This window comes from Roseateles sp. FW301-B2, from assembly GCF_058788955.1.
In genome coordinates this window covers 1-16,324 of the sequence record NZ_JBYTBE010000049.1, presented here as the reverse complement: position 1 = coordinate 16,324, position 16,324 = coordinate 1, and the positions used below count along the sequence as shown (strand labels likewise).

Sequence of the window (16,324 nt, the reverse complement as noted above, 5' to 3'; positions counted from 1 at the left end):
AGTCAGCAAAAGCGGATTGGCAGGGCGGGGGGCCAAGCCTAGACTGGCCGCATTCGATTTCCATTGGAGTCCTGCCATGAGCACCCCCGCCTACAGCGCCAGCGCCGACCTCACCCACTACATCAACGGCCGCCCGCAGGCCGCCAGCTCGGGTCGCTCGCAGGCGGTCTACAACCCGACCACCGGTGCGGTGGCGCGCCAGCTGCAGCTGGCCAGCAGCGAGGATGTGCTGAGCGCCGTGGCGGCCGCCCAGGCCGCCTTCCCGGCCTGGGCCGATGCGCCGCCGCTGCGCCGCGCCCGCGTGATGTTCAAGTTCCTGGAGCTGCTCAACCAGCACAAGGACACGCTCGCCGCCATGATCACCGCCGAGCATGGCAAGGTCTTCACCGACGCGCAGGGCGAGGTGGCGCGTGGCATCGACATCGTGGAATTCGCCTGCGGCGCACCGCAGCTGCTGAAGGGTGATTTCACCGAGCAGGTCTCGACCGGCATGGACAACTGGACGCTGCGCCAGCCCCTCGGTGTAGTGGCCGGCATCACGCCCTTCAACTTCCCCTTCATGGTGCCGATGTGGATGGCGCCGCTGGCCATCGTCACCGGCAATACCTTCATCCTCAAGCCCAGCGAGCGCGACCCCTCGCCCAGCCTCTTCATCGCCGAGCTGTTCAAGCAGGCCGGCCTGCCGGACGGCGTGTTCAATGTGCTGCAGGGCGACAAGCTGGCGGTGGACGGGCTGCTGAACCACCCCGACGTGAAGGCGATCAGCTTCGTCGGCTCCACGCCCATTGCCCAGTACATCTACGAGACCGGTGCCCGCAACGGCAAGCGCGTGCAGGCCCTGGGCGGCGCCAAGAACCATATGGTGGTGATGCCCGATGCCGACATCGAGCAGGCGGTGGACGCCCTGATCGGCGCCGCCTACGGCTCGGCCGGCGAGCGCTGCATGGCGATCTCGGTGGCGGTGCTGGTGGGTGATGTGGCCGACAAGATCGTGCCCAAGCTGGCCGAACGCGCGCGCGCGCTGAAGATCAAGAACGGCATGGAGCTGGACGCCGAGATGGGCCCCATCGTCACCCGCGAGGCGCGCGACCGCATCGAGAACTACATCGGCATCGGCGTGGAAGAGGGCGCCAAGCTGGTGGTCGACGGGCGCGGCCACAAAGTGGCCGGCCTGGAGCACGGCTTCTTCACCGGCGGCACCCTGTTCGACGAGGTGAAGCCGAACATGCGCATCTACAAGGAAGAAATCTTCGGCCCGGTGCTGGCCTGCGTGCGCGTGCCCGACTTCGCCCAGGCGGTGGAGCTGGTGAACGCGCATGAGTACGGCAACGGCGTGGCCTGCTTCACCAGCGATGGCAATGTCGCGCGCGAGTTCGCGCGCCGCATCCAGGTGGGCATGGTGGGCATCAATGTGCCCATCCCCGTGCCGATGGCCTGGCAGGGCTTTGGCGGCTGGAAGAAGAGCCTGTTCGGCGACATGCACGCCTATGGCGAGGAGGGCGTGCGCTTCTACACCAAGCAGAAGAGCATCATGCAGCGCTGGCCGGCCAGCATCGGCAAGGGCGCCGAGTTTGTGATGCCCACCAGCAAGTAAGAAAGCGCGCGCGCGGCCGCCACCGCGTGCGAATCTCGCACGGTGAGTGGCAAAGGTCATGGGCCGGCGGGCCGGGTCGGCGGCTTGCAGGGGAGGAATCGGCTACGCTCGCCGCTTGTGACCACCTGTAACCCGATGTCCAAGCCCGCCGAGCTGTCCGCCGAGCAAATCGCGCAATGCCTGGAGCAGGCGCGCGCGGCCCAGCGCGATGCCCGGCTCGAGGAGGGCCTGGCCCTGGCCGAGCAGGCCTGGGCCGCCAGCCAGCAGCAGGCCTATCTGGCCGAGCAGGTGGAGGCCGGGCGCCTGCGCAGCTTTTTCCGCTTCCGCCGCGGCGACCTGCCCGGCATGCTGGCGGCCGGCCAGGAGGTGCTGCCCCTGATGCGCCCGCTGGGCGCCCAGCCCGGCATCTGCGAGCTGCTGCGCTGGATGAGCCTGGCGGCCTCCGAGATCGGCGATTTCGAGACCGGCCTGGCCTGCGCCAACGAGGGCTGTGCGCTGGCGCAGGAGCTCGGCGAGGTGCGCATCCAGGCGGTGGCGCTGAACGCGCTGGGCGCCTGCTTCGAGCGCATGGGCGATCCCTGGCAGGCCGAGCGCCTGATGAACGAGGCCGCGGCCCTGGTGCGCGACCAGGCCACGCCCTACGAGCATGTGGTGACCTTCAACAACCTCTGCAGCGTCGCCCTCGGTGCCTACCACCTGATGCGCGACAGCGGCAACGACGCCGCCTGCCGGCAGGCGCTGGAGCGCGGCCTGCACTATGCGCGCGAGGTGCGCCCGCATGCGCGCGAACATGGCGACCGGTTCGCGCTCGCGCTCACCGACGGCAACCTCGGCGAGGTGCTGATGCTGCTGGGTGCGCTGGACGAGGCGCAGAGCTTTCTGGACGCGGCGCTCGAGCAGGCGCAGAGCCTGGGCTACCAGAACCTGGCCTGGCGCACGCGCTGCTCGCTCGCCGAGCTGATGCTGGCGCGCGGCGAGGTGCGCGAGGCCTGGCACATCGTGCAGGCCCTGCAGTCCGACGCCGCGGGCGCGCTGCCGGCCTTCATCGCGCTGCGCCTGCATCACAACGCCTTCCGCGCCGCGCGTGCGCTCGGCCGCAGCGACGATGCGCTGGCGCACCTGGAGTGCTACCAGCGCCTGGAGCGCCAGCGCAGCGTGGCCCAGCTGATGGCGCAATCGCGCTTCTTCGTGACCCGGCTGGAGGCCGAGCAGGTGCGCGCCCAGGCCGAGCTTGCCAACAGCGCCGTCGATGCGCTCACCGCCAAGGCGGTGGAGCTGGAGGCCCATGTGCAGCGCGACCCGCTCACCGGCCTGGGCAACCGCCGCTGCCTGGCATCGCGCATGCCGGCCCTGATGGCCGAGGCCGAGGCGCGCGGCCGTCCGCTCACCCTGGCGCTGATCGATGCCGATCATTTCAAGAGTGTGAACGACCGCCATGGCCATGCCGTGGGCGACCAGGTGCTGCAGGTGCTGGCCCAGATGCTGCGCGACAACACGCGCAGCAGCGATCTGCTGCTGCGTTATGGCGGCGAGGAATTCCTGGTGGTGTTTCCCGACACCGTGGCGGACCGCGCCTTCGAGGTCTGCGAGCGCCTGCGCGCGAATGTCGAGAACTATGGCTGGGACGAGCTGGCGCCGGGCCTGCAGGTCAGCCTCAGCATCGGCCTGGCGAGCGCGCCGCCCTATTCCACCGACATGCTGATCGCGCGCGCCGATGCGGCCATGTACCGCGCCAAGCACCTGGGCCGCAACCGCGTCGCGCTCGCCTGAGCGGCCGCGTCAGGCGCCGCTGGCCTGCACCACGTTGCGGCCCTGCGCCTTGGCCTGGTAGAGCGCGCGGTCGGCGCGCATCAGCACCTGCTCGGCGCTGGCGTCCGCCAGGCTGGCCTCGGCCACGCCGAAGCTGGCCGTCAGGGGGCAGGTCTTGCCATCCCAGCTGAAGCCGCAGGCCTCCAGGTTCACGCGCATGCGCTCGGCCACCAGCAGCGCGCCCGCCAGCCCGGTGTCGGGCAGCAGCGCGCAGAACTCCTCGCCGCCCAGGCGGCCGAGCCGGTCGACCGCGCGCACGCAGGGCTTGAGCGCCTGCACCAGGGCCTGCAGCGCGGCATCGCCGGCGGCATGGCCATGGCTGTCGTTGAGCTGCTTGAAGCGGTCCATGTCCACCATCACCAGCGCGTAGGGGGCGCCGCGCTGCAGGCGCGCATGCTCATAGTCCATCGCCTCGGCCAGGGCGCGGCGGTTCAGCGCGTCGGTGAGCGGGTCGCGGCGGGTGAGGCGCTGGATGCGCAGGATCAGGCGCATCAGCACGAAGAAGGCCATGGTGGCGTTGAGCACCAGATTGAGTGCCAGCGTCGACCACAGCCAGGCGATGTTGAAGCTGCTGCTGGCGCGGATGTCGGGCGTCACGCCCGGCGCCAGCCAGGCCTCCAGCAGGCGCACGAGCAGCAGGCCGGTGACGATGAACAGCGGCGCGGCCAGCGTCGCCGAGAGCACGCGCCGGACGCGCTGGCGCAGCAGCCGGTAGGCATTGCAGGCCGCACTCAGGCACAGTGCCGACATGCTGGCATAGACCACCATGCTGTGGCGGTGCAGGTCGCCCTCGTAGGGCATCAGCAGCAGCGCCAGCGCGGCCGCGCCCACCAGCAGGGCCGGCCATGCCATGCGCGGCGTTTCGTCCGAGATCCAGGGCACGGCCACGCAGAGCAGGCCGAAGCCCAGCAGGCCCAGCACGTCCGATCCCCAGTAGCTCAGCAGATCGGGCGCCAGGCCGCGCAGCGCATGCGTGCCCAGCGCACCGGCCAGCAGCAGATTGGCGGTGGCCAGGCACAGCGAGGCGCGCGGCGTGACGCGCATGCCGGTAGCGAACAGCCACCACACCACCGCGGCGAAGAAGAACACCAGCACGATCGCCGCCAGCAGCGTCTCGGGGTCGGTGGCGGGCAGCGGCATCATGCTTGGGCGGCGCAGACGCGGTTGCGGCCCTGGGCCTTGGCCTGGTAGAGCTGGGCGTCGGCCAGCCCCAGCCCGATGCGGCCGCTGGCGTCGTCGCTGTTGCCGGCCGCCAGGCCGAAGCTGGCGGTGAGGGTCTGGCTGCGGCCCTGCCAGACAAAGGGATTGGCCTGCAGGCGCGCGCGCAGGCGCTCCGCCACCTCCACCGCGGCGGCCAGCGGGGTATCGGGCAGCAGCAGGCAGAACTCCTCGCCACCCATGCGGCCCAGCACGTCCACGTCGCGGATGCCCTGGCGCAGCAGCTCGGTCAGGTGCACCAGGGCGGCATCGCCGGCGGCATGGCCGAGGCTGTCGTTGACGCGCTTGAAATGATCCACGTCCACCATCAGCAGGCTCAGCGGCCGGCCGCGCCGCACCTGGGCCTGCAGCTCGACCAGGCGTTGCTGCAGCGCGCGCCGGTTCAGCGCGCCGGTCAGGGTGTCGGTGCTGGTGAGTTGGCCGATGCGGGTGATGAGGCGGTGCAGCAGCAGCGCGACCAGGCCCATGCTGATGCACAGGCACAGCAGCAACCAGAGCGCGGCCAGCAGCGGGCTTTGCTGGCGCGGATGCAGCAGCAGGGTGCTGCCGCCGCCCAGCAGGCCCCAGGCTGCCAGCACGCGCAGCACATTGACGCCCGCCAGCGCCGCGAAGGGCGCCGACATCAGGCTCGTCACCAGGGTGCTGAAGCCGGGCGCGGCGCCGATCAGCACGTCGCGGAAGATGATCATCGCCAGCAGGGCCATCGCCACCGAGGTCGGCACCAGGCTGGCCCCGCCCTCGCCGCTCAGCGCCTGCCACAGCAGCAGCAGCGCGGTGAGGCCGACGATGGCGATGATGTCCCAGCGCGCCTGGCTCAGCCGCATCAGCTGGCGCACGCCCAGCGCCAGCAGGGCAGTGGCCAGCAGCTTGAAGGCATCGGCCCACCAGCCCGACCAGGGCGTGAGCGGCAGCGGCAGCAGCGCCGGCACCAGGCTCAGATGGGCGCCGGCCACCAGCCAGGCGGCGCGCGGCGCGAGCCGGAACAGCAGCGCCAGCGCGGCCCAGACCAGGGCGCCGAAACAATTGAACACCACCGTGACCATCAGGAGGGTGGGGGCGTCGAGGGGCTGCATGGAGGCGGTGGCGGGTTGCGGACCATCATCGCAAAGTCCCATGCCGGCGTACAGCCCGCCGGAAGGCATGCCGCAGAATACCGGCATGCCCACGCAAGCCCTGACCCCCATCACCCTGATCACCGGCGCCAGCCGCGGCATCGGTGCCGCCACCGCCCGCCTGCTGGCGGCGCGCGGCCACGATCTGGCGCTCAACTACCGGCGCGACGCCGGCGCCGCCGAGGCCCTGGCCGCCGAGTTGCGCGCGCAGGGGCGGCGCGTGCTGACGCTGGCCGCCGACGTGTCGGATGCCGGGCAGGTGCAGGCCATGTTCGAGCGCATCGATGCCGGGCTGGGCCGGCTCACCGGCCTGGTCAACAACGCCGGCATCGTGGCGCCGGCGGCGCGCGTGCAGGACATGAGCCCGGCGCGCATCGAGCAGATCTTCCGCGTCAACGTGCTGGGCAGCTTTCTGTGCGCCCAGCAGGCGGTGGCGCGCATGAGCCGCCGGCAGGGCGGGGCGGGCGGCGCCATCGTCAACGTCTCCTCCCGCGCCGCCCAGCTCGGCTCGCCCGGCCTCTATGTGGACTACGCCGCCAGCAAGGGCGCGATCGACACCTTCACCCTGGGCCTGGCGCGCGAGGTGATCGAGGAGGGCATACGCGTCAACGGCGTGCGCCCCGGCATCATCGATACCGAGATCCATGCCAGCGGCGGCATGGCAGACCTGCTGCCCGGCGCCGTGGCCGGCATCCCGATGCAGCGCCTGGGTCGCGCCGAGGAGGTGGCCGAGGCGATTGCCTGGCTGCTCTCGGACGCCGCCAGCTACACCGTGGGCAGCATGCTCGATGTGGGCGGCGGACGCTAGCGCCGCTCCACCACCACCGGCGTGAGCGCGAGCGCCAGGCGCACGCGCTCGGCCGCCGCCCGCGCATCCTCGCGGCTGGCATAGGGCCCGGCCTGCAGGCGATGCAGGCTGCTGTCCTTGAACACCGCCAGCAGCGGCGCCATCCAGTCCAGCTCCTTGACCAGCTTCTGGCGGAACTGCTCGGCGCCGTCCAGGCGCGCGAATGCGCCCAGCTGCACCCAGAAGCCCGGGGCGGCGGCGCGCGCCGGGGCGGCCGGCGCCGGGGTCAGGTCTTGCGCTGCGGCCAGCTGCGCCGTGGCCAGCCGTTCGGGTGCATCGCTGGCCTCGGCGGCGGCATAGACCGGCGCATCGGCGTCCTTGCCGCGTTGCCAGGCGCCACTGCGGATGTCCTCGTAGGTGATGCGCTCCAGCTCCACCGGGGCGACGCCGCGCAGCAGGTCCAGCTTGAGCGCGGCGGTGTAGCTGAGGTCGATGATGCGGCCGGGGTGGAAGGGCCCGCGGTCGTTGATGCGCACGATCACCTCGCGGCCATTCGCCGGGTTGCGCACCCGCGCATAGCTGGGGATGGGCATGGTGGCATGCGCGCCCGTCATCGCATACATGTTGTAGACCTCGCCGCTGGAGGTGGGCCGGCCATGGAACTTCTTGCCATACCAGGAGGCCAGGCCGCGCTCCACCAGCGGCTTGTCTTCGGTGATCGGCTCGTAGCGCTGGCCCAGCACCTCGTAGGGCTTGTTGGGGCCGCCCTTGCGGATCGCCTCCAGCTGCGGCGCGGCGTCGGGCACGCGCTGCAGATCGGCGGGTGGGTTCGCCTCGGGGCCATCGCGGCCGGCCGGCCAGGTAGTAGGCGCTGGCGGGCGGCTGGCGCAGGCCGCCAGCAGCAACAGCGGCAGCAGGATCAGCGCATGGCCGGGACGGTGCGGATTCAACATGGCCGCAACCCTAGCCGATCCCGCGCCGCTTGGCGAGTGCGGCATGCGTGCTCTCCACATGGCCACCACGCCGCCCAGCCACTATGCTTTCGCGACTTCCTTGCCGGAGATCCCGAGACATGAGCGATTACATCTTCCCGCCCGCCCCCCAGCCCAGCGTGGCGGTGCACGGCAGCGAGGCCCGCTACGCGGTGGCGCGCATCTTCTGCGTGGGCCGCAACTACGCGGCGCATGCGCGCGAGATGGGCGGCAATCCGGACCGCGAGCCGCCCTTCTACTTCACCAAGCCGGCCAGCGCCCTGGTGGCCTCGGGCGCGACCATCGCCTACCCGCCCGGCACCAAGAACTACCACTACGAGATGGAGCTGGTGATCGCGATCGGCGCACCGGTCTTCAAGGTCACGCCCGAGGTGGCCAGGGCCGCCGTGTGGGGCTATGCCGCGGGCCTGGACATGACGCGCCGCGACCTGCAGGCCGAGGCCAAGGCCGCCGGCCGCCCCTGGGACACCGCCAAGGGCTTCGAGCAGAGCGCCGTGATCACGCCGCTGACGCGCGCCAGCCGGCTGGGCGAGCTGAAGTCCGGCGCCATCACGCTGGCGGTGAACGGCACCGAGAAGCAGCGCGGCGACCTCGCCGACATGATCTGGAGCGTGCCCGAGATCGTTGCCAACCTGTCGCAGTACTACCACCTCCAGCCCGGCGACCTGATCTACACCGGCACGCCCGAGGGCGTGGGGGCGGTCAAGCCGGGCGACGTGATCAGCGGCGAGATCGCGGGCCTGGACCGGCTGAGCCTGACAATAGCGGATCCCGAGTAAGCCCACATCGCCCATGTTTGACCACGACGAAACCCTGGCCGAGGCGCGCGAGCGCAATATCCGCGATGCCCTCTTCGAGGACATCGGCCGCTGCGACTGGACCGCCCAGCTGGTGCCGGCCGGGCGCCGCGTGAGCGCCCATGTGCGGGTGCGCGAGGATGCGGTGCTGTGCGGGCGCGACTGGTTCGAGGGCGTCATCCGCGCGCTCGACGCCGGCAGCCGCATCGAGTGGTGCTACGAGGAGGGTGCGCGCATGGGCGCCGACACCCTGGTGTGCCGCATCCAGGCCGACGGCCGCGCGCTCCTGAGCGCCGAGCGCCCGGCGCTCAACTTCCTGCAGCTGCTCTCCGCCACCGCCACGCTGACGCGCGCCCATGTGGACGCGATCGCCGGCGCCAGCCCGAATCCGCGCGGTTGTGCGGTGCTGGACACGCGCAAGACCATCCCCGGGCTGCGCCTGGCGCAGAAGTACGCGGTGCGCGTGGGCGGCGGCGCCAACCAGCGCCTGGCCCTCTATCACGGCATCCTCATCAAGGAGAACCACATCGCCGCCGCCGGCGGTGTGGCCGAGGCCCTGCGCGCGGCGCAGGCGCTCAACGCGGGCGTGGACATCCAGATCGAGGTCGAGAGCCTCACCGAGCTGACGCAGGCGCTGGACGCCGGCGCGACCAGCGTGCTGCTGGACAACTTCAGCGAGGCCATGATGATTGATGCGGTGCGGCTGAACGCCGGCCGCGCCCTGCTGGAAGTCTCGGGCGGCGTGGCGCTGGAGCAGCTGCGCTGGATCGCCGCCACCGGCGTCGATCGCATCTCGATCGGCCGCCTCACCAAGGACGTGAAGGCGGTGGACTACTCGATGCGGGTGGAGGGGCCGGTCGCCGCCTGAGGCCGCTCAGCCCGTTCAGCCCGACAGCACCTCGCGCAGCGCGCGCAGCAGCTCGGCCTTGGTGAAGGGCTTGTCCAGGCTGAGGCAGCGCGTCTGGTCGAGAAAGGCGCGCGCGCTGGGCGAGAGCGTGTCGCCGGTGACGAACACCATGCGCTGCGCCAGCTGCGGGTCGCGCGCGCGCACCGCGCGCCACAGCGCCGCGCCGTCCACATCGGGCATGCGCAGGTCCGAGACGATGGCGTCGAAGCGCGCCTCCTTCAGCAGCTCCAGCGCCACCGCGCCCGATTCGGCGATCGCCACCTCGTAGCCGGCGCTGTCGAGGAAGTCGTGCATCAGATCGGCGATCTGGCTTTCGTCGTCCACCACCAGCACGCGCGCGGTGCTGCCGGCGTCCAGTGCGTCCAGCGGCGCCTGCTCGGAGACCGGGCCGGCCTGGCCGCTCAGCGGCAGGCTCAGGCGGAAGGCGGCGCCCTGGGCGCTTTCCTCCAGCACCAGGCTGCCGCCATGCTCGCGCGCGATCGAGCGCGACACCGCCAGCCCCATGCCGGTGCCCACGCCCTCGGCCTTGGTGGTGAAGAAGGGTTCGAAGATGCGCTCGCGCAGCGCCGCCGGCACGCCCGCGCCGCTGTCCAGCACGCGCAGCCAGATGCGCGGTTCGCGCTCGCTGCGGCGTGCCTCCACCCCGGTGCTGACGCGCAGACGGCGCGGCCCGTCGCCATTGACCAGCGCCTGCTGCGCGTTGACGAGCAGGTTCAGCACGATCTGGCCGACCTGGTCGGGGTCGGCGCTGACCTCGGGCAGGGCCGGCGCAAGCTCCAGCATCACCTCGATGCCGTGCGAGCGCAAGCCGTACTGCAGCATGTCCACCGCGGCCTGCACCAGGTCGTTGAGCGCCACCGTGGCGCGCGTGCTGGGCCGCTGGCGCGCCATATTGAGAAAGGCGCGCACGATGCGGCCGCAGCGCTCGGCGGCCTCGCGGATGCGCTGCGCATCGGCCGCCACCGCATGGCCGGCGAGCTTCTCCTCCAGCAGGCTGGCGCGGCCCATCACGATCGCCAGCGGGTTGTTCAGCTCATGCGCCACGCCGGCCAGCAGGCTGCCCATGGCGGTGAGCTTCTCGCTCTGGCGCAGCGCATCGCGCTGGCGTTCGATTTCGGCCTGGGCGCTCTGGCGCTCGGTGAGGTCGAACATCGAGGCGGTGTAGAAGGTCTGGCCGCCGACGCTGGTGCGCCACAGCACCATCTCGACCGGGAACTCGCTGCCATCGGCGCGCAGCGCGGCCAGCTCCATGCGCTTGCCCAGCACGCGCGCCGGCCCGCCGCTGCTGACGCGCCGCATGCCCTCGTCATGCGCCTGCCGGTAGCGCGGCGGGATGATCACCTCCGACACCGGCCGCCCCAGCGCGGCGGCACGCGCCACACCGAACATCTGCTCGGCCGCCGGGTTGAACTCGACCACCACGCCGCGCTCATCGGTGGAGACCAGGGCCGCCAGCGCGTGGTCGACGATGGCCGACTTGAGCACCTGGCTGGCCTCCAGCTCCTGCAGCTTGGCGGAGAGCTCGGCCTCGCGCTGCTTCAGCGCCGTCCAGTCCAGGCTGATGACGATGGTGCACTGCTGCGGCTCATGCGCCGGGCCCACCGGGATCAGCTGCTCGCGCATATAGCGGCGGCCGCGCCCGGCCAGGGTGATCCAGCCTTCCCAGGAGGTGGGCTGGCCGCGCTGCAGGCGCGCGCGCAGCGGCGCGTAGGCGGCATAGGCCTCGTCGCCGATCACGCGCCGGATCGTCTGACCCAGCACCTGCTTGGGATGCAGGGCGGTGAAGGCGAAGAACTCGTGGTTGGCGTAGACCAGCTGCTCCTCGCGGTTGAGCAGCACCACGCGCGCCGGGATCGCCTCCAGCAGGGCTTGCAGCAGCGGCAGGCCGCCGTCCTGCAGCAGGCCCAGCTCGCCGGCGCCGGGAGCGGGGTCAGGTCGGGGCGTGAGAGGCTCGGTCATGCAGGGGCTCCATGGCGGGCCATGGGCCCATGCGCTTGGCGCTGCATTGTGCCCGCGCTGGTCCCGCTCATGACCGGGCCCGGCGCTGCTGCAGCCAGCGATCCAGCGTGGCCACCGCGTTCAGCCGTACCGGCGGGCTGTAGCCGGGGCGGGGTTCGTCCAGCGCGGCGCGTAGCGCGCGCATGGCGGCGAGGTGGTCGCCGCCCAGGGCATCGAATTTCTCGGCCACCGCAAGCGCGCGCCGCAGCTGCGCGTCGAAGGCGTCGGGCTGCAGGGTGTGGGTGCGGCGCATGCTGTCGCGCCAATCCTCGGCCAGGCCCAGCAGGGCCTGCTGCACCGCCGGCATCAGGGCCCGGTTGTCGGGCGCGTCATTGCTTTCCAGATAGGTGAGCGCATAGTCGCGCCAGCCGCCGCGCAGCATCTCGTCCAGCGCGCGGTTCAGGTCGGGATGGCTGGCCACCTTGGCGAGGGCGCGCGCGCGGATCGCCGGCGACTCGAAGCGCGAGGTCTGGTTCATCAGGCCGACGAGATCGCGCTCCACCTCGGCCCGCTCGACCTCGGCCATCACCCAGCGATCGCGTTCGGTATCGTCTTGCAGGCGTTGCTCGATGCGCGTCGCGTCGCGCTCGGCGCCGAGCTGCAGGGCCTGCAGCAGCAGGCCGGCGGCGGCCAGCAGCGAGATGCCGCCCAGGGCCGCGAGCGGCAGCCGCCAGGCCCAGGCGGGCAGGCCGGCGCGCCAGGCGGGCCAGAGCGCCAGCGCCGCGCCGGCCACCAGCAGCGGCGCCCACACCGCGAAGGCCCAGCCGCGCAAGGGCCAGAGCGCCCAGGGCACCTGGCTCTGCGGCTCCAGGCGCAAGGCCGCGCTGCCCGCCAGCACCAGGCCGGCCGAGAGCGCCGCCGCCAGCACCAGCAACCATTGCAGGCCGCGCGAACCCGGCGCCACCCAGCCGAAGCCATCGCGCGCCACGCCCAGGCCATAGCTGAGCAGCAGGCCGGCGGCCAGCGGCAGGCTCAGCATCAGGCACATGAGGGCGCGGCCACCGTCGCGGCCGGGGTCGGACGAGGCGCCCACCAGCAGCATGCCGAAGGCACCGAGAGCAAGGCCGGCCAGGGCGAGGATGTTGAGGAAGGAGGCGAGCAAGGCGTTCATGCCGCCATGCTGGGCCGCGCCGGTATCAGCGCGATGTCGGCGCCGGCCCGGCTTGTTTCATTCGTTGCGGCTCAGGCGAGCGCGGCGTAGAGCGCCTCGAACTCCTGCGTCAGCTTGTGGCGAGCGTCCAGATGGATCATCGGGCGCGACAGCTCATGCGATTCCTTCATCTTCACGCTGGCGCTCAGATAGGGCTGCAGCACCGGCAGGCCCTCGTCGATGAGGGCCTGCACGGTGCGCTGGGGCAGGGCGGCGCGGGCCTGGAACTGGTTCACCACGATGCCCTCCACCTGCAGGCCGGCGTTGTGGTCGGCCTGGATCTCCTGCAGGTTCTCCAGCAGCTCGTAGAGCGCGCGGCGCGAGAACTCGTCGCAGTCGAAGGGGATCAGGCAGGCCTCGGCGGCGATCAGGGCCGAGCGGGTGTAGAAATTCAGGGCCGGCGGGGTGTCGATCCAGATCTCGTCGTAGTCCTCGCCCAGCTCGACCAGGGCATCGCGCAGCTTGAAGATCTTGTAGCGGCTCTCCAGCTTGCCATGCAGCTCGTCGAGCAGGGCGCTGGCCGGCATCAGGTGCAGGTTCTCCCAGGGCGTGGCGACGATGTAGTCGCTCGTGCGGGGCGCGCGCACGCTGAACTTGAGCGTGGTCTCGAAGAACTCGGCGGCACCGGGCTGCGCCGCGTCGGCGGCCTCGCCCAGCAGGTAGCGGCTGCTGTTGGCCTGACGGTCCAGGTCCACCACCAGGGTGCGCCGGCCCTGCTGGGCCGCGATCGCGGCCAGGTTGGCGGTGATGGTGGACTTGCCGACCCCACCCTTCTGGTTGAACACCACGCGTCGCATACCGGACTCCCGTATTGCTGCAATGCGTCTATTGTGCACTGCAGCAATTGCGCCGCGCATCAGTTTTCGCGATAGCCGGCGTAGATGCGTTCGAGTTCGCCGCGCCGCGCCAGTTTTTCCAGCGCCTGCTGCAGGCGTTGGCGCGTGGCGGGCGCGAGCCTGGGGCTGCAAGCCAGGTAGAGCGCCTCGGACTTGAACACCGTCGGCAGCAGCCTGACCTTGCCCTCCAGGCCGCCATCCTCGATATAGCGCAGCAAGGCGTTTTCGGTGTGGTAGTAGAAGCGGCCGCGCTGCGCCACCAGCTTCTTCAGGTTGACGGCCGTGTCCGGGCTGCTGGCATCGATCTGCAGGCCGCCGGCGCTGCGCAGCAGGTCTTCATGGGCGGTGGACTTGTTGACGATCACCGAGGCCTCGGGCCCGAGGCGGCGGATCTCCTCCAGCGAGTGCACGTTCACCCCATCCTCGGCGCGCACCGCGATGCGGTGGCGCACGGTGTAGATCGGCACCTCGATGAAGGCCATGCGCGCCTCGCGCGCCGGGCTGCGTATCAGGGCGCAGAAGACATCCAGCTGGCCCTCGGCGAGCAGGGCCTCGATGCGGCGCAGCGACATCGGCTGCTCGGTGCCGCTGAAGCGCAGCTCCGGATCGCCGGCCTCGATGGCCTGCAACACCTCCACGCAGATGCCCGGCTTGGCCGGGTTCCTGAGGTCGTACTTGAGGGCGTTGTTGTCCTGCGCCGCGGTGCGCAGCGTCTCGGCCATGGCCGGCACGGCGCCGCACAGCAGACACAGGCAAACATGCAGGCACAAGCGCAACAACATCCGGCATCCCGTCATGCGCCGAGCCCGGCGCCCCAGGTGCAGTGTGCGTCAAGTGCCGGCGGCTCGCCACCGGCTTTTCCTCGACGGTTGGCGCTCAGCCCTTGGCCGAGGCCTTGGGCGCCGGCCGGGCCGCGGGGCGCGGCTCGGGTTGGCTGTAGTCGGCGGGTGGCCGCATCAGCGCGGCATCGGGTTCGCCACGGCGGATGTTCCTGAGCCGGTAGTTGACCTCGCCGCTGCGCGGATCGAAGTCGCGCGTGGCCACCGTGATCATCAGCTCGGGCGAGCTCCAGACCTCGCGCGTGATGACGATGGGCTTCTCATTGCCGAGCTTGCCGGCGGCAATGGTCCAGCTGCTGCGTTCGCCGTTCACCCTCAGGCCCTCGATCTCCTTGGCGGGCAGCGGGCTCACCACCGCCGCACCGCGCGGTGCCAGCTGCAGGGCGCGCAGGTGCACGGCGGGCGGCGTTGGCGGCGCCGGCGGCAGCGGTGGCAGGGGCGGTGCCTGGAGGCCGGGCAGGGGCGGCAGCGGCGTGGGGCCGCTGCCCGGGCGCAGCACCTGCACCTCGATGCGGCGCTGCGTCTTGCCGTCGCCGCCGTCCAGCTCCTGCTGCGTGATCACCACCGGTTCGGGCGGCCTGGCCTTCAGTGCCGCGGCATGCTCCTTGAGGGCGAGTTCATGCTGCTTGAGCGCCTGCTCGCTGTCGCGCAAGGCCTGCTCGCGCTGCTTGCCGGTCTGCTCGCGCACCTGGGCACGGATCTGCTCGGCAAACTCGCGCCAGGCCTGGGCGTCGGGCGCCGCCATGCCGCCCAGGCGGCGTGCGCTCTTGCGCTCGGGGTCCAGCACCCAGCTTTCCTGCGCCACCGGATCGCGCAGATAGATGCTGCGCTGGCCGTTGCGCTCGAGCTCCTGGCGCGTGCGCCCCTCGCCGTCGCGGCACAGGCGCGAGGTCTGGCTCTGCACGATGCGGTTGCCGTCGGCCAGGGTCTGCACGGTCTCGTGCTGGGCCTCGGCGCAATAGGGCGCGCCCTTCACCACGCGCTCCTGGCCCAGCTCATCGCCGGCAAAGCGCAGGCTCTCATGGCTGATCAGCTGGGCCAGTTGGACGGGCAGCTCCTGCTGCGCCTGGGCCGACGCGCCGCCCAGCAGCAGGCAGGCGCTCAGCAGGGGATGCATACGCTGTTTCATAACGGACTCCTGGAAAGACAGTGGCAACTTGGATCAACGCAGAAAGCGCACCGCCAGCACTTCGCCGCTGGGCTGCATCAGCAGCTCGGCGCGCACCGGCTGGCCGGCGCGGGCGGGATCGAAGGGCAGGCCCAGCAGGGCCATGCGCTCGCGCGGCATTTCGGCGGCCACCAGCCAGCCGGGGCGGCCCGCGCCGGCCTCCTGCAGATAGCTGGACCAGCGCTCGGCGGAGACCAGCGGCAGGAACTCGCTGGCGCTGGCGGTGTCGGCGGCCGCGGGCGGCTCCAGGCTCATCAGCCAGCTGGCGCCCAGCAGCATCACGGCGCAGGTGCCCGCGCCGGACCAGGCCATCGGCCGCCACCAGCCCGACAGCCTGGCGGCCCAGCCGCTGCCAGCGGCGCGCGTCGGCAGCGCGGCGTGCATGGCGCGCAGGGTGCGTTCCTGCAGCGGCGCCGGCACGGGCGTTTGCTGCAGCTGTGCCGCGCCTTCACGCAACAGTTCGGCCAGGGGGCGAATGCTTGGGTTCATGATGAGGCTGCGGCTCCGGCATCCGCGCCGGCCGCGTTCAACAGCGCGGCCAGGCGCAGGCGCGCCCGGTGCAAGCGGGTGCGCAAGGTATTCAGTTCGATGCCGGCGATGGCGGCGGCTTCGGCATAGGGGCGTTCCTGCAGGTCCACCAGCAGCAGCGCCTCGCGCTGCGGCCAGGGCAGGGCGCGGACGGCGGCCCACAGGGCGGCCTGGTCCTGTGCGCGCACCAGCAGGGCTTCGGGCGAGGCATGGGTCGCGGGCGCGCCCGGCGCTTCGTCCCCGGCCTCGGCCGCGGGGGCGTCGCGCCAGCGCGCCAGCAGGGCATGGCGGGCCATGCCGGCCAGGTAGGCGCCCAGGCTGATGCCGCGCGCCGCATCGAAACCCTGCGGCCGCGCGGCCAGGGCCACGAAGGCATCCTGCATCGCATCCGCCGCCCAGGCCGGGTTGCCACCCAGGGTCAGGGCGTAGCGGTAGACGGCCGCTGATTCACGGCGGTAGAGCGGCTCCAGCGCGCTGGTATCGCCGCGCGCCAGGCGCTGCAGCAGCGCCGGCGTGTCCTCGGCCGCGCCCGCGCCGAAGGGCAGAAAGCCTTTCATGCGGCGCACCGTGGCGGGCACGGTGCCGGGGC

The 16,324-nt window shown here is 71.7% G+C and carries 15 protein-coding genes; 5 read left to right on the top strand and 10 right to left on the bottom strand.

What is annotated here, in order from left to right; genetic code table 11:
- Positions 1 to 76 precede the first annotated feature (76 nt).
- Both AC3WQY_RS22935 and AC3WQY_RS22930 read left to right on the top strand, forming a co-directional pair.
- On the top strand, positions 77 to 1,594 hold the full coding sequence (locus AC3WQY_RS22935) for a CoA-acylating methylmalonate-semialdehyde dehydrogenase (RefSeq protein WP_492710860.1): 1,518 nt from the start codon (positions 77 to 79) through the stop codon (positions 1,592 to 1,594).
- Positions 1,595 to 1,729: 135 nt separating this feature from the next.
- The gene (locus tag AC3WQY_RS22930) at positions 1,730 to 3,364 is read left to right on the top strand and encodes a GGDEF domain-containing protein (protein WP_285234665.1); all 1,635 of its coding nucleotides are present in this window, start codon (positions 1,730 to 1,732) and stop codon (positions 3,362 to 3,364) included.
- Positions 3,365 to 3,373: 9 nt separating this feature from the next.
- On the opposite strand, the gene AC3WQY_RS22925 is transcribed toward AC3WQY_RS22930, so the two are convergent.
- Together AC3WQY_RS22925 and AC3WQY_RS22920 are read right to left on the bottom strand one after the other, a co-directional pair.
- Positions 3,374 to 4,546 (bottom strand): GGDEF domain-containing protein, encoded by a 1,173-nt coding sequence (locus tag AC3WQY_RS22925; RefSeq protein ID WP_492710859.1) that lies wholly within the window; start codon positions 4,544 to 4,546, stop codon positions 3,374 to 3,376.
- On the bottom strand, positions 4,543 to 5,694 hold the full coding sequence (locus AC3WQY_RS22920) for a GGDEF domain-containing protein (protein WP_285234667.1): 1,152 nt from the start codon (positions 5,692 to 5,694) through the stop codon (positions 4,543 to 4,545). Before AC3WQY_RS22920 ends, AC3WQY_RS22925 begins: the two co-directional genes overlap by 4 nt.
- Before the next feature lie 100 nt (positions 5,695 to 5,794).
- On the opposite strand from AC3WQY_RS22920, the gene AC3WQY_RS22915 reads away from it, so the two are divergent.
- Complete coding sequence (locus AC3WQY_RS22915) at positions 5,795 to 6,541, top strand: SDR family oxidoreductase (RefSeq protein ID WP_492710871.1); 747 nt, start codon at positions 5,795 to 5,797, stop codon at positions 6,539 to 6,541.
- On the opposite strand, the gene AC3WQY_RS22910 is transcribed toward AC3WQY_RS22915, so the two are convergent.
- Positions 6,538 to 7,473, bottom strand: a complete 936-nt coding sequence (locus AC3WQY_RS22910) for a septal ring lytic transglycosylase RlpA family protein (protein ID WP_492710857.1) — start codon at positions 7,471 to 7,473, stop codon at positions 6,538 to 6,540. The two genes, AC3WQY_RS22915 and AC3WQY_RS22910, sit on opposite strands and share 4 nt — an antisense overlap.
- Before the next feature lie 119 nt (positions 7,474 to 7,592).
- Between AC3WQY_RS22910 and AC3WQY_RS22905 the strand changes: the two genes are divergently transcribed.
- Positions 7,593 to 8,291 (top strand): fumarylacetoacetate hydrolase family protein, encoded by a 699-nt coding sequence (locus tag AC3WQY_RS22905; RefSeq protein WP_285234672.1) that lies wholly within the window; start codon positions 7,593 to 7,595, stop codon positions 8,289 to 8,291.
- Between the two features lie 13 nt (positions 8,292 to 8,304).
- Positions 8,305 to 9,177 (top strand): carboxylating nicotinate-nucleotide diphosphorylase, encoded by an 873-nt coding sequence (nadC, locus tag AC3WQY_RS22900; RefSeq protein WP_285234673.1) that lies wholly within the window; start codon positions 8,305 to 8,307, stop codon positions 9,175 to 9,177.
- A gap of 15 nt (positions 9,178 to 9,192) precedes the next feature.
- Here nadC and AC3WQY_RS22895 read toward each other — a convergent pair whose 3' ends face one another.
- The 7 genes from AC3WQY_RS22895 to AC3WQY_RS22865 all read right to left on the bottom strand — a co-directional run.
- Complete coding sequence (locus AC3WQY_RS22895) at positions 9,193 to 11,175, bottom strand: hybrid sensor histidine kinase/response regulator (protein ID WP_492710855.1); 1,983 nt, start codon at positions 11,173 to 11,175, stop codon at positions 9,193 to 9,195.
- Between the two features lie 67 nt (positions 11,176 to 11,242).
- Positions 11,243 to 12,325 (bottom strand): hypothetical protein, encoded by a 1,083-nt coding sequence (locus AC3WQY_RS22890; RefSeq protein ID WP_492710854.1) that lies wholly within the window; start codon positions 12,323 to 12,325, stop codon positions 11,243 to 11,245.
- A gap of 71 nt (positions 12,326 to 12,396) precedes the next feature.
- A complete protein-coding gene (locus AC3WQY_RS22885; protein WP_492710853.1) occupies positions 12,397 to 13,161 on the bottom strand; it encodes a ParA family protein in 765 nt (254 codons plus the stop codon).
- Between the two features lie 59 nt (positions 13,162 to 13,220).
- Positions 13,221 to 13,982, bottom strand: coding sequence for a substrate-binding periplasmic protein (locus tag AC3WQY_RS22880; RefSeq protein WP_492710851.1), 762 nt, complete (start codon positions 13,980 to 13,982; stop codon positions 13,221 to 13,223).
- 94 nt (positions 13,983 to 14,076) lie between these two features.
- A complete protein-coding gene (locus AC3WQY_RS22875; protein ID WP_492710849.1) occupies positions 14,077 to 15,168 on the bottom strand; it encodes a hypothetical protein in 1,092 nt (363 codons plus the stop codon).
- Positions 15,169 to 15,201: 33 nt separating this feature from the next.
- Complete coding sequence (locus AC3WQY_RS22870) at positions 15,202 to 15,696, bottom strand: hypothetical protein (RefSeq protein ID WP_492710848.1); 495 nt, start codon at positions 15,694 to 15,696, stop codon at positions 15,202 to 15,204.
- Positions 15,693 to 16,324, bottom strand: a 632-nt coding sequence (locus AC3WQY_RS22865; RefSeq protein ID WP_492710846.1) for an RNA polymerase sigma factor, incomplete at its 5' end; no start/stop codon positions are given. The genes AC3WQY_RS22865 and AC3WQY_RS22870, both read right to left, overlap by 4 nt.

Coding starts and splice junctions, on each gene's coding strand:
- nadC (WP_285234673.1), top strand. CDS start 8,305: ATGTTTGACCACGACGAAACCCTGGCCGAGGCGCGCGAGCGCAATATC.
- AC3WQY_RS22875 (WP_492710849.1), bottom strand. CDS start 15,168: ATGAAACAGCGTATGCATCCCCTGCTGAGCGCCTGCCTGCTGCTGGGC.
- AC3WQY_RS22930 (WP_285234665.1), top strand. CDS start 1,730: ATGTCCAAGCCCGCCGAGCTGTCCGCCGAGCAAATCGCGCAATGCCTG.
- AC3WQY_RS22920 (WP_285234667.1), bottom strand. CDS start 5,694: ATGCAGCCCCTCGACGCCCCCACCCTCCTGATGGTCACGGTGGTGTTC.
- AC3WQY_RS22890 (WP_492710854.1), bottom strand. CDS start 12,325: ATGAACGCCTTGCTCGCCTCCTTCCTCAACATCCTCGCCCTGGCCGGC.
- AC3WQY_RS22905 (WP_285234672.1), top strand. CDS start 7,593: ATGAGCGATTACATCTTCCCGCCCGCCCCCCAGCCCAGCGTGGCGGTG.
- AC3WQY_RS22935 (WP_492710860.1), top strand. CDS start 77: ATGAGCACCCCCGCCTACAGCGCCAGCGCCGACCTCACCCACTACATC.
- AC3WQY_RS22870 (WP_492710848.1), bottom strand. CDS start 15,696: ATGAACCCAAGCATTCGCCCCCTGGCCGAACTGTTGCGTGAAGGCGCG.
- AC3WQY_RS22885 (WP_492710853.1), bottom strand. CDS start 13,161: ATGCGACGCGTGGTGTTCAACCAGAAGGGTGGGGTCGGCAAGTCCACC.
- AC3WQY_RS22895 (WP_492710855.1), bottom strand. CDS start 11,175: ATGACCGAGCCTCTCACGCCCCGACCTGACCCCGCTCCCGGCGCCGGC.
- AC3WQY_RS22925 (WP_492710859.1), bottom strand. CDS start 4,546: ATGATGCCGCTGCCCGCCACCGACCCCGAGACGCTGCTGGCGGCGATC.
- AC3WQY_RS22880 (WP_492710851.1), bottom strand. CDS start 13,982: ATGTTGTTGCGCTTGTGCCTGCATGTTTGCCTGTGTCTGCTGTGCGGC.
- AC3WQY_RS22910 (WP_492710857.1), bottom strand. CDS start 7,473: ATGTTGAATCCGCACCGTCCCGGCCATGCGCTGATCCTGCTGCCGCTG.